Origin of the sequence: Nocardia otitidiscaviarum, assembly GCF_007362295.1 — a bacterium.
Lineage (GTDB): Bacteria > Actinomycetota > Actinomycetes > Mycobacteriales > Mycobacteriaceae > Nocardia > Nocardia otitidiscaviarum.
The window spans coordinates 508,260-519,764 of sequence record NZ_CP041695.1 but is presented as its reverse complement, the minus strand read 5'-3'; the positions used below and the strand labels follow the sequence as shown (position 1 = coordinate 519,764).

11 protein-coding genes are annotated in these 11,505 nt (G+C 69.0%); 7 read left to right on the top strand and 4 right to left on the bottom strand.

The window, feature by feature from the left end:
• Positions 1 to 30 precede the first annotated feature (30 nt).
• Positions 31 to 1,536: an MDR family MFS transporter gene (locus FOH10_RS02150; RefSeq protein WP_143979423.1), complete on the top strand. Its 1,506-nt coding sequence runs from the start codon at positions 31 to 33 to the stop codon at positions 1,534 to 1,536.
• A 151-nt stretch (positions 1,537 to 1,687) separates the two neighbouring features.
• Here FOH10_RS02150 and FOH10_RS02145 read toward each other — a convergent pair whose 3' ends face one another.
• The 3 genes from FOH10_RS02145 to FOH10_RS02135 form a co-directional block, all read right to left on the bottom strand.
• The gene (locus tag FOH10_RS02145; protein WP_143979422.1) at positions 1,688 to 2,107 is read right to left on the bottom strand and encodes a DUF4254 domain-containing protein; all 420 of its coding nucleotides are present in this window, start codon (positions 2,105 to 2,107) and stop codon (positions 1,688 to 1,690) included.
• On the bottom strand, positions 2,094 to 2,558 hold the full coding sequence (locus FOH10_RS02140) for a hypothetical protein (protein WP_143979421.1): 465 nt from the start codon (positions 2,556 to 2,558) through the stop codon (positions 2,094 to 2,096). Before FOH10_RS02140 ends, FOH10_RS02145 begins: the two co-directional genes overlap by 14 nt.
• A 196-nt stretch (positions 2,559 to 2,754) precedes the next feature.
• Positions 2,755 to 3,810 carry a mechanosensitive ion channel family protein gene (locus tag FOH10_RS02135; RefSeq protein WP_143979420.1) on the bottom strand — a complete coding sequence of 352 codons (1,056 nt, stop codon included), beginning with the start codon at positions 3,808 to 3,810 and terminating at the stop codon, positions 2,755 to 2,757.
• Between the two features lie 152 nt (positions 3,811 to 3,962).
• On the opposite strand from FOH10_RS02135, the gene FOH10_RS02130 reads away from it, so the two are divergent.
• The 5 genes from FOH10_RS02130 (at position 3,963) to FOH10_RS02110 (ending at position 9,745) form a co-directional block, all read left to right on the top strand.
• Positions 3,963 to 4,835, top strand: a complete 873-nt coding sequence (locus tag FOH10_RS02130; protein ID WP_143979419.1) for an alpha/beta fold hydrolase — start codon at positions 3,963 to 3,965, stop codon at positions 4,833 to 4,835.
• Between the two features lie 343 nt (positions 4,836 to 5,178).
• Positions 5,179 to 6,108 (top strand): glucosyl-3-phosphoglycerate synthase, encoded by a 930-nt coding sequence (locus tag FOH10_RS02125; RefSeq protein ID WP_143979418.1) that lies wholly within the window; start codon positions 5,179 to 5,181, stop codon positions 6,106 to 6,108.
• Positions 6,109 to 6,142: 34 nt separating this feature from the next.
• Positions 6,143 to 7,561 carry a condensation domain-containing protein gene (locus tag FOH10_RS02120; protein ID WP_143979417.1) on the top strand — a complete coding sequence of 473 codons (1,419 nt, stop codon included), beginning with the start codon at positions 6,143 to 6,145 and terminating at the stop codon, positions 7,559 to 7,561.
• Positions 7,562 to 7,570: 9 nt separating this feature from the next.
• Entirely contained in the window at positions 7,571 to 9,250 is a 1,680-nt protein-coding gene (locus tag FOH10_RS02115; RefSeq protein ID WP_143979416.1) for an MFS transporter, read from the top strand.
• Positions 9,251 to 9,292: 42 nt separating this feature from the next.
• On the top strand, positions 9,293 to 9,745 hold the full coding sequence (locus FOH10_RS02110; protein WP_143979415.1) for a flavodoxin domain-containing protein: 453 nt from the start codon (positions 9,293 to 9,295) through the stop codon (positions 9,743 to 9,745).
• Positions 9,746 to 9,767: 22 nt separating this feature from the next.
• Here the strand turns inward: FOH10_RS02110 and FOH10_RS02105 are convergent, their stop codons facing one another.
• Complete coding sequence (locus tag FOH10_RS02105; protein WP_143979414.1) at positions 9,768 to 10,232, bottom strand: hypothetical protein; 465 nt, start codon at positions 10,230 to 10,232, stop codon at positions 9,768 to 9,770.
• Between the two features lie 220 nt (positions 10,233 to 10,452).
• Here FOH10_RS02105 and FOH10_RS02100 point away from each other — a divergent pair, with 220 nt between their 5' ends.
• A complete protein-coding gene (locus FOH10_RS02100; protein ID WP_143979413.1) occupies positions 10,453 to 11,463 on the top strand; it encodes an AraC family transcriptional regulator in 1,011 nt (336 codons plus the stop codon).
• The last annotated feature ends 42 nt before the right edge of the window (positions 11,464 to 11,505 follow it).

The following is an 11,505-nucleotide window of genomic DNA, read 5'->3' as shown; positions in this document are numbered from 1 at the left end:
TTTCGCTCACGAACGCCCGGAGGTACCCGTATGCCCGCCGACATATCCGCACCGCCGTCGCGCGGACCGGCCCCGACGGGGGGAAAGACGCCGACGGTCATCCGGCTGCTGGTGCTCGCGACCTTCGTGGTGATCCTGAACGAGACCATCATGATCAACGCGATTCCGCGCCTCATGCACGATCTCGACGTCACCGAGCGCGCGGCGCAGTGGGTGTCCACCGCGTTCATGCTCACCATGGCGGCGGTCATCCCCGTGACGGGCTGGTTCCTGCAGCGGGTGAGCACCCGGCAGGCGTACGCCATCGCCATGGGCGTCTTCCTCGCGGGTACCGCCCTCTCCGCCGTCGCGCCGACCTTCGCGGTGCTGCTGGTGGGCCGCGTCATCCAGGCCGGTGGCACCGCGGTCATGATGCCGCTGCTGATGACCACACTCATGACGGTGGTGCCCGAACAGGATCGCGGCCGGGTCATGGGCAATGTCACCCTGGCCATCTCGGTGGCTCCCGCCATGGGCCCGGTCATTTCCGGACTGGTGCTCCAGGCCGGTTCGTGGCGTTGGCTTTTCGTGCTGGTGCTGCCGATCGCCGGTACGGTCACCTGGCTGGGCCTGCGTCGCCTGGACAATATCGGGGAGCCGCAGACCGGCGATATCGACTGGCTCAGTGTGGCGTTCGCGGCCTTCGGCTTCGGCGGCCTCGTGTACGGGCTGAGCAAGTTCGAGACCGATCACATCGCGGTTCCGGCCCTGCTGGTCGCCGCCGGACTGGCGCTCATCGCGGTGTTCGCGTTCCGGCAGCTGCGGCTGCAGCGTTCCGGGGTGCCGCTGCTGGATCTGCGAATCCTGTTGTCGAGCACCTACACCAAGGCACTCATCCTCATGTCGGTGGCCTTCCTGGCCATGCTCGGATCGATGATCCTGCTGCCGCTGTACCTGCAGAACCTGCGCCTGCTGTCGCCGCTGGAGACGGGTCTGCTGGTCATGCCCGGCGGCCTGGCCATGGGTCTGCTGGGTCCGACGGTCGGCCGCCTCTTCGACCGCTTCGGCGGGCGACCGCTGGTGATTCCCGGCGCCATCGGCGTCACCGTGGCGCTGGCCGGTTTCACCCGGATCTCCATGAGCATGCCGTACTGGCAGCTGCTGGCGCTGCACATCCTGCTGATGATCTCGCTCGCGGGTCTGTTCACCCCGGTGTTCACGCTGGGCCTGGGCGCGCTGCCGCCGCACCTGTACTCGCACGGCAGCTCCATGCTGGGCACGCTGCAGCAGGTCGCGGCCGCGTTCGGCACCGCCCTGGTGGTGACGGTCATGTCCGCGCGCATGACCCAGCTCGTGGAGACCGGCACCGAACCGGTGACCGCCCAACTCGACGGCATGCGCCTGGCCTTCGCCGTGTCCGCGGCCCTGTCGGTACTCGTCATCGTGACCGCGATCCTACTCCCGAACCGGGCCCCCGCCCCGGAGGAGACGGGTGAGGATGTCGCGAGCGATGCGGAGACAGCGGAGAGCGCCGCACCGCTCCTGGTCAAGGACTGAACCGACGGGCACCACGTAGGCTCGGGCACCAGCCGGTCCACGCCACCGTCCGCGGACGGCCAGCGGCTTCCGGACTCCTCCGCGCGCGGCACGAATCCCCGCACCCCCTCATGGGTGCGGGGATTCGTGCTTCGCGGCCGTCAGCGGCGGGTCACGGTGTCCTGCCGGTCAGATCGGTCCAGGCGTCGGCGAGGGCGGCCAGCCGGTGCCAGGCGGCGTGCACCCGGTCGTCGGCGATGTCGATATCGGAGTGCAGCAGGCGGTCGGCGTGGGCGTGGGCGGCGGCCATCCGATCGACGAACCCGCCGACCGATTCCGGACGCCGCGGCTCCGCGCTCACCCAGCCGTCGATGGCGGCGGCCAATTCGGCGCGACGGCAGTCGATCTCGGCGGCGTGGCCGGGCTGTGAGCGGCGCAGCCGGTGCAGTTCGGCCAGTGCCGCGGCGGCGTCGAGCAGCGGATGCCCACTCCCCTGGTCCGTGTCGGCGGCGCCGAACGCGGCCAGCAGCTCCTGCCATCTCGGCAGCGGCTCCCGCGCCGCGACCGCGACCGCGCGCTCACGCGGGAACATGGTCGGCTCCGCGCAGAATGGCCGAACGCGCCGCGTTCAGCACCATCGCCCGGTGCGGCAGGGACAGACGGCCGGGCTCGGGTTCGCAGGCCCAGTGCCAACCGAGCCGATAATCCGAGACCGGCAGCATCACCTTGCCGCCGACGGCGGGCACGGTCACGCCGTGCGCTCGCAGCCGACCGAGAAGCCGCTGCGGCACAGCGTGATACGGCGTCGGCGGGGCGACGAGAAACCACCAGTTCCGCCCGCGCGGATCGGCCACCGCGGGCGTTGCGGGCAATCCCGCCAACTGATCTCGGACATGGCGGCCCAGCCGCTGCGGCAGCCCGATGGCCTCCACCGCCCGGCCCACCGTGAGGTAGGGCCGGTCGGCGAACAGCTCCACGGGAATTCCGTAGCGCACGCGCAGCAGATGGGCGGATTCGTGTGGGGAACGGCAGGATTCGAACATCGGGACCTCCGAGCGACGAGCGGTGCGCGGGACCCAGTGTGCGCCCGGGAGTTTGCCGGTGTGATGACGCGCACATGGCGTCCGCGTGACCGTCTGTAAAGCCAGCTGTCCCAACCGTGAACGCCCGGCTGTGAGACCCGAATGCGGCCCTGTCGGCGCGTTGGCCGCGGGTTCGCTACCGCCCCCGGCGTACCCGCTATTCCGCCATGGCGGGCGTGCCGCCGCTCACCATGGCGGTCGGGATCTTCGGGAGGGCGTACGGGTGGTAGCGGGCGAGCCAGCCGAGCAGTTCCTCGCGCACCGCGCAGCGCAGATCCCAGACGTCGTCGGCATTGCGGGCCGACATGGAGGCGCGGACCACGATGGCGGTCGGGGTGCTATCGGTGACCAGCAGGTTCCACTTGCGGCCGTCCCAGTCCTTGCGGCCGCGCAGGAATTCGTGCAGGTGCTGGCGCAGTTCCGGCACCGGGGTGCTGTGGTCCAGGTACAGGAAGACGGTGCCGGTGATCTGCGGACCGCCCTTGGACCAGTTCTCGTAGGGCTTGCTGTTGAAGTACGAGATGGGCATGGTGAGGCGGCGGTCGTCCCAGATGCGCACGGTGAGGAAGGCCAGGGTGATCTCCTCGACGGTGCCCCACTCGCCCTCGACCACCACGGTGTCGCCGATCTTCACCGAATCGCCGAACGCGATCTGCAGCCCGGCCATCAGATTGCCGAGCGTGGACTGGGCCGCCACACCGGCGATGATGCCGATGACACCGGCCGAGGCCAGCAGCGACGTGCCGAGGGTGCGCAGGTTGGGGAACAGGATCAGCATCGCCACCGCGGCCGTGGTCACGACCAGCACCGTGGTGACGATCCGGCGCACCATGCCGAGCTGGGTGTGCAGCCGCCGTACCCGCGCGGTGTCGGCGGTCCGGTTGGCGTACTTGTCCAGGGTGTTCCCGGCCACCGCGTCGGCGGCGCGCATGACCAGCCACGCGGTGGCGAGTATCGCCAGGGTGGCCAGCACATTGCGGATCACGGCGTCCTGCTGGAGTTCCAGTTCCGCGAGCGGATACGTGAAATGCAGTCCGGCGCTGGCGAGCAGCGCCTGCAGGGGCAGCTGTATCCGGCGCAGCAGGGTGGCCAGCGACGATCCGGGGTGCCGGTTCGCGCTGTACCGCAGTACCCGGTCGATCAACAGTCCGGCCATGATGCTGACGGCGAGGGTGCCGCCGAAGACTATGAGCGGCCGCAATACGTCTTCCAAGGTGTCAGGACTCCTTGCCTTGGCGTCTCGGTCCTCTCTCCACGTTACATTTCGATAACGGGCGCGCCGCAAGGGGGAATCGCGACCCGCCCGGAACGCATGCGCCGACCGTGGGTTTCCCCGGCCCGACGGGACCCGTAGGGTGCTGGGTCGTGATGCCACAGGCGGTTCGGGACTGGCGCGCGGGCGGACGGATGCTGCGCTGCCGGGCGGGTTCTGTGTTCGTCCGTTCGGCCCCGGGTTCGGGTTCGGGTTCCACGGTCCTGCTGTTGCACGGATACCCTTCCAGCTCTTTCGATTTCCGCCACATCGTGGACCGGCTCGACGGTCGGGCGTGGATCACGCTCGACTTCCCCGGCTTCGGTCTCTCCGACAAGCCTCGCCCGCACCGCTACAGCCTGTTCGAGCACGCCGACACCGTGGCCGAGGTACTCGAGCGGACCGGCACCTCGGGCCCGGTCGCCGTGCTGGCCCACGACATGGGTACCTCGGTCGCCACCGAATTACTCGCCCGTGAGATCGAGGGCACGCTTCCGTTCGAACTCGACCGCGCGGTGTTGAGCAATGGCAGCGTGATTCTGGAGAAGGCCACCCTGCGACCCATCCAGAAGATCCTGCGCGGCCCGCTGGGACCGGTCGCGGCGCGCCTGGCCAATCGGATCGTCTTCACTCGCGAATTCTCCCGACTGTTCTCGGCGGCGCACCCGCTGAGCAGCGCGGAGGCGGCCGCCCAGTGGGCGCTGCTGTCGCGGGCGGACGGCCATCGCATCGCCCATCTGCTGACCGCCTATCTCGACGAGCGCGTCACCCACGCGCAGCGCTGGCACGGCGCGGTGCGGGACTGGGACAAGCCGCTGGGGCTGCTGTGGGGCACCGCGGATCCGGTGGCCACCACGGCGGTGCTGGATGGGTTGCGCGCACTGCGGCCCGGGGCGCGGGTGGTCGAACTGACCGGCCTCGGCCACTATCCGCAACTCGAGGATCCGGACGCGTACGGCGCGGGAGCTCGCGAGCTATTGCTCTAGCAATCTCTCGGCTAATATCGTGATACACGTCGTCGTACCATTTGGCACAATAAGCAATTCTCACACTATGATTCAAAACAGCGGAATTACCAGCTGAAAAGAACTTGCCTTACAGCGACCCCCGTCACTACATTATTGAAATGCGACTGCGGTCACGATTATTCCATACCGCACATGCCCGATTTGCGTGGCCTAACCGCAAATAAGTTAATGCTCGGTTACCACCGCCTGAAACCTATTACTTAAATCTGGTCAGTCGCTCAGCGGCGTTGTAGCTTCTCCTCATCGCAACGCCGCGATTCGCAGTGTCAACGCATTCCGAGCACCAGAAGAGGTGGTCGATATGACCGGTCTGTTCGCGAAATCTGATGAGGGCATCCGCACCTGGGCAAACCCGGGGTGGACGGCGCGCGACCTGATCGCCGCCAAGGACGGACGGACCGTCTCCGTAGTGCTTCCGGCACTGAACGAGGAAGCCACCGTGGGTGAGGTGGTCCGGGCCGTGCGGCGTCTGCCGGCCGGCCTGGTCGACGAGTTGATCGTCATGGATTCCGGGTCCACGGATGCCACCATGCGCGTCGCCGCCGAAGCCGGCGCCACCGTGGTCAGCCGGGAATCGGTACTTCCCGACCATCCCCCCGTTCCGGGAAAGGGCGAGGTGCTGTGGCGCTCCCTCGCCGTCGCCTCCGGCGACATCGTGATGTTCATGGATTCCGATCTCATCGATCCCGATCCGCAGTTCGTCCCCAAGCTCATCGGCCCGCTCCTGCTCGACCCGGCCCTGGTCTTCTGCAAGGGCTACTACCGTCGGCCGCTGCTGGTGGGTGAGTCGTTCGACGAATCCGGCGGTGGCCGGGTCACCGAACTCGTGGCCCGCCCGCTGCTGGCCGCGCTGCGCCCGGGGCTGCGCCACGTGGTGCAACCGCTGGGCGGGGAATACGCCGCCACCCGGCAGGCGCTCGAGCGGCTCGCCTTCGCGCCGCACTACGGCGTGGAGATCGGGCTGCTGATCGACGTCTTCGACCAGTACGGTGCGGAGGGCATCGGGCAGGTCGACCTCGGCGTGCGCAAGCACCGCAATCGGCCGCTGCACGAACTCGGGGTGATGAGCCGCCAGATCGTCGCGACCGCGCTCGGACGCTGCGGGCTCCCCGATTCCGGCGCCGGAATCGTCCAGTTCCCACTCGGCGTGGACGGATTCGTACCCCGCGAATTCGACCTGCACGCGCAGCAGCGGCCGCCCATCCGATCGCTGCTGAAAATCGCGTCCTGAATTCGACTTCCACCATTTCAGAGGACTCCTTGCCATGATGCAGAGCGGACTCATCGACGATTGGCGGCCGAAAGGCGGCCAGTTGACCGTCATCCGTCCCAGTGAAACCTCGCGGGCGGCGGCTTTTCGCGCCCGCGCCGATGCCACCCCACCGTCCTTTCAGCAGGACGCGTACCTGGAAATGGCGCGCACCGCGAAACTGTCGGGTCGCCGGTTCGATCGCCTGGTGCTGTGCGCGTTCACCCTCGACGGCGCACCCGATATTCCGGCGCTGGTCCGCGCCACGACCGCGATCGTGCGGCGACACGATTCCTTCCACAGCTGGTTCGAGATCGACGGCGCAGCCGGAATCCAGCGCCGCGTGCTCGCGCCCGAGGACATCCAGCTCACCGCCGACTCCTGGGGTGAGATCGACGGCCCGCTGGTGAGCCGCATTCTCCAGCGGCTGACCCCGGGGCCGACCAGCTGGGACTGCTTCACCTTCGCGGTGATCGACCACGGCACCTCGTTCACCTTCGTGGTGGCCTCCGATCACATCAACTGCGATGCCGTCTCCGGCGGGATCATCAGCGGTGAACTCGTGCAGCTCTATTACGACCCGAGTGGTGCGCAGCACCTGGACGCCGTGCCCGCGGCGAGCTACCGCGAGCACAGCGGCCGGGAGCGTTCCCGGGCCGCGGCGCTGGACGCGCGGTCACCGCAGATCGTGGCCTGGGCCGATCGGATCATGGCCAATGGCGGCAGGCTGCCCAGCTTCCCGCTGCCGCTGCGTGATCCCGGTACCCGAGAGTCGGCGTCGGCCGCCTCGGACCGCCGGGTGCTGCTGTCCGGCGACGCGGCCGACCGCTTCGAGGCCGAATGCGAACGTGCGGGGGTGCGCCTGGTGTCCGGCATCTTCGCCGCCGCGGCCCATGCCGAGTACGAATTGTCCGGTCGCACCCGGTATTTCAACCTGTCGCCGAAGAACACCAGGGTCAGCGCGGCCGAACGGCGCTCGGTGGGCTGGTACGCGAGCCTGATTCCGATCGCCTTCGACTTCGACCCCGCGGAGAGCTTCGCCGATACCGCCCGCCGCGCCGACGCCGCCTTCGCCGACGGCCGCTGCCTGTCGGAGGTGTCGCTGCACCGGGTCGTCGAATTGCTGGAATCCCAGGACGGATTCGAGGTCCGGCGCGGCTGGGTCGCTCCGATGCTGTCATTCCTGGACATGCGCAAGCTGCCCGGCGCGGAGTTGTTCACCGCGATCGACTTCTCCTTCTTCGGCAGCCGCGGTACCTCCGAGGAGGTGTACTCCTGGGTGCAGCGCACCCACGACATGATCTGGATGGCATCGCTGTTCCCGGATACCGATATCGCCGCGCGTTCGATGGCCCGCTACTGCGATGCGCTGACCGAGGTCATGGAGTCGATCACGCACTCCGAGACCAGCCCGCTCTCCCTCGATGTCGCGTAGGGGCAGCCCATGAGCGCACTGCGCGTATCGCGGGACACCGCCGCCCCCGCGGCGCACTCCTCGGCTTGGCTCGCGGTGACGGCCGTGTTCATCGCCGTGTTCATGCAGATGCTGGACGCGACCATCGTCACCGTCGCGATCCCGGATATCGTGCGCGAACTCGGTGCGAGTTCGGCCGAATCCTCGCTGATGCTCACGGGTTACACCGTCGCGCTGGCCTGCTCGCTGCTGCCGAGTGCGCGGCTGGGGATGCGGTGGGGGCGCGGCGGCTTCTTCACCGCGGCGCTCGCGGTGTTCGTGGGGGCGTCGGTGCTGTGCGGTATCGCGCCCACCCCGCTCGCGCTCATCGCGGCGCGCGTGCTCCAGGGTGCGGCCGCCGGAGCCGTCTCCGCGCAGCCCATCGCGATCATCAGCGCGCGGTTCGCCGACACCGGCCGCCGCAATCTGGCCTTCGCGCTGTACGGTGCGACCGCAGGTACGGCGGCCATGCTCGGCCCGCTGGTCGGCGGGCTGCTGCTGGGCGCGAATCCGCTCGACCTGTCGTGGCGGTCGATCTTCCTGGTGAACCTGATTCCCGGAGCGGTGGCGCTGGTGCTGGCCGCCCGGCAGTTGCGCGGCTCGGTGGCGTCCGAGCGCTGCACCGTGGACGTCGGTGGCGCGATACTGGCGGCGATCGGCCTCTTCCTGCTGGTCTACGGACTGTCGATCGGCCGCGAACACAGTTGGTCGACAACGATTCTCGCCATGCTGGCGGCATCGGTGGCGGTACTGGCGGCCTTCGTCGCACACGAACGCCGGACGGCCGCGCGGGGCGGTGCGCCGCTGGTCGATCCGGGCCTGTTCGTCTCGGCGCGCTTCGCCTACTGGATCGTGGCCTGCCTGGTGGTGTACGGGGTGTTCGCGGCCTATCTGTTCACCATGTCGGTATCGCTGCAATTCGGGCTCGGGTACACCGCGCTGCGCACCGGTGTGACCACCCTGCCCTTCTCGGCCGGAGCGGTGGCCGGGGCCCTGATCGCACCGAAATTCGCGCGGGCGCTGGGCAATCGGATGGTCGGTGTGGGGTGTGTGCTGTTCGGGGTGCTGCTGGTGGGCTGGCTGCTGGCCCTGGATCCGTCTCCGGCCGGGCTGTCGTGGCCGGTGCTGCTGGTGCCGCTGCTGCTCGGCGGCTTCGGTGTGGGGGTGGCGGCGGCCCGCTTGCAGATCGCGGTGGTGGCGGCGGTGCCGCCGCGGTCGATCGATTCGGCGTCCGGGCTGGTGCCGACGGCACAGCAGGTCGGGAACTCGCTGGGGGTGGCGCTGATCGGCATTCTGTTCTTCCACTCCGTCGCCGCCGGCGCCCCGGCGGCGGTGAGCACCGAACGGGACCAACTACAGCAGCGACTGACGGCGGTGACGCCGTTCGCGCCCAGCATCGCGGGCGAATTCTCCCGGTGTGCGACGCTGCAACTCCAGTCGCCCACGCCGGAGCGCACTCCGGCGGGCTGTGATCATTCCGAATCGTCTCAGCAGCAGGGTAATTCGGCGCTGCGTGAACAGGTGGCGACGGCGGTCCGCGAGTCGTCGGAGAGTCTGGCCGGGACGGTGTTCGTCTCCGCCTTCCGGGATTCGATCCTGGTACTGCTCGTTCCGGTCGGGCTGGCGAGTCTGCCCTTCCTGCTGCGTCGGCGGAAGACTCCCATCAGATAAGTTAGCCTAGGCTAGGCTAACTTATCCGAGAAGGGAGACGTGGTGCGCGTCGTCATTCTGTTCGGTTCCGAAATGGGTACGTCCGAGGCGGTCGCGGAGTGCGTCGCCGACGAACTGTCGGCGTACGACGTCTCGGTCTACGACATGACCGACTTCGACCCCGGCGACCTGACCGCCGACGATTTCCACATCGTCGTCTGCTCCACCTACGGCGACGGCGACCTGCCCACCGGCGCGGAACCCTTCTTCGACCGGCTCGACGCCACCACGCCCGACCTGGCCGGGCTGCGCTTCGCGGTCTTCGGACTCGGCGACACCGTCTACGGCGACACCTACAACCGCGGCGGCGAGATCGCGGCCGAGAAGCTGACCGCGTGCGGCGCGACCCAGGTCGGCGAGCACGGCCGCCACGACGCCTCGACCGAGGTACGGGCCATGGACATGGCGCGCGAGTGGGCGCGCACCCTGCCCATCCCGGTCCCGGCCGCGGTTTGAGTACGCCGCGCCCCTGTGAAGGTCAGCCCTGCCGTACCGGCTGCTCAGCCGGTACGTCGGCCTTCTCCTCGGTGTCGCCGAGGGCCCGCTGCGCCCGGGCGACGGCCCATTCGGCGGCGTCGAGGCAGTAGCGGGCCAGGACGACGGCGACCTCCGCGACATCCTCGGCGCTCTGTACCGCACGCGGCGAAGCCTTCCCCGTCGCCTCGCCGTGCGCATCGGCCTGCCACTGCTCGAAATCGGCTCGCATGGCCTCGAACTGGCGCTCCAGCGCGTTCTTGGTCTCGGCCCACCAGCGCTGCGTCGCCTCCCGCATCTCGGTGGCGGTGTGCTCGAACTCCTTACCCTCCCGCTCGACCGCGGTCTCGAACTCCTCCCGCCGCGTCTGCACCGCGGCCCGGTTCTTTTCCCGCGCCGCCGCCGACGCCTCCTCGATCCGCTTGACCCGATCCGACAGTTCCAGCAGCGATTCCGACAACGGTTTCATGGCGTTCCTCCTCGAAAGTCGGCGCTGCGCCGACACATTCGTTTACGACCACCTCAGCCTGATCCCGGCGGACGCCCATCCCAAGGGCAGAAGGTCACCGCACCTCGACGTCCGAGGACACCAGCGTGGCGGACTCCGGCGGCTCGAACGCGCCAGAAAGCGGACATTCCACGCCAATCATGCGGACATACTTGACAATTCTGGCGGTTAATATGCCTCGGTGATCGACAGGACTGTTCCGGCCTACCTCGCGCGCCTGATCGCGGATGCCGCCCGTACGGCGGGTATTCCGCAGGCCGAGATCGACCGGGCACTCGGGGCCGTACCCCTGGACACCGCCGACCCCCGGATACGGATCCCCACCGCCACCCTCCATCACCTGTGGGACACCGCCGTTCACGCCCTGCAACCGCTCGGCGGGGGCGTGCGGGTGTCGTCCCGCTGGGAGCGCGGCATGCTGCGCACGGGCGACTACCTCGTTTCCTCGTCGGACACCTTGGCCAGCGGGTTCGTCGCGCTCTCCGCCAATTTCGCGGCCGTTACCAGTCCGGAGTCGCGGCTGGAGGTGAGTAGTGAGGACGGTGCGCTGTCGGTCGCGTATCTGGGGCCGGAGCCGAGCGAGCTGGAACAGATCATCGGCGAGTTCGCGCTGGGGCTGGTGATCCAGCAGGCCCGCGCGGCACTGCACCGGGACATCGCTCCGCGGCAGGTGTTGCTGCCGGGCCGCGCGCCCCGCCATTACGATCACCTGCGCCGCTTCTTCGGCACCGACGCGATCGACTTCGGCGCCGACCACGCGCGGGTGCTCATCGACGAGCGCGATGCGCGCGCCGCCCTGCCCGGCTCCGATCCGGCGCTGCACGCCATCGTGACCGATCACGCGGCCACGCTGATCACCGCGGCCCGGCCGGTACTGGGCTGGCTCGACAAGGTGTACGCGGAGATCGAGGCGATCTTCGACGACGGGAGTTCACCGGATTTGAATCGGGTCGCCGCCCGGCTCGCCATGAGCCCACGCAGCCTGCAACGACGGCTCGCCGAGGAGCAGATCAGCTGGCGCGAGATGGTGGAGCGCGCCCGGCAGGAGCGCGCCACCCGGCTGCTGCGCGACGCCTCGCTGACGCTGGAATCGATCGCCGCCCGCGTCGGCTACAGCGATGTGCGCGCCCTGCGCCGCGCCTTCCACCGCTGGTACGGCACCAGCCCGGCCGAGCTGCGCCGCACCGGCTAGATCGCCCGCCCCGGAACGCGATCCGCGCCCCGGGCGGATTTC

Excerpts from the sequence above, each read along its gene's own strand:
- FOH10_RS02150 (WP_143979423.1), top strand. The coding sequence starts at position 31 with ATGCCCGCCGACATATCCGCACCGCCGTCGCGCGGACCGGCCCCGACG.
- FOH10_RS02145 (WP_143979422.1), bottom strand. The coding sequence starts at position 2,107 with ATGTTCCCGCGTGAGCGCGCGGTCGCGGTCGCGGCGCGGGAGCCGCTG.
- FOH10_RS02140 (WP_143979421.1), bottom strand. The coding sequence starts at position 2,558 with ATGTTCGAATCCTGCCGTTCCCCACACGAATCCGCCCATCTGCTGCGC.
- FOH10_RS02125 (WP_143979418.1), top strand. The coding sequence starts at position 5,179 with ATGACCGGTCTGTTCGCGAAATCTGATGAGGGCATCCGCACCTGGGCA.
- FOH10_RS02120 (WP_143979417.1), top strand. The coding sequence starts at position 6,143 with ATGATGCAGAGCGGACTCATCGACGATTGGCGGCCGAAAGGCGGCCAG.
- FOH10_RS02115 (WP_143979416.1), top strand. The coding sequence starts at position 7,571 with ATGAGCGCACTGCGCGTATCGCGGGACACCGCCGCCCCCGCGGCGCAC.
- FOH10_RS02105 (WP_143979414.1), bottom strand. The coding sequence starts at position 10,232 with ATGAAACCGTTGTCGGAATCGCTGCTGGAACTGTCGGATCGGGTCAAG.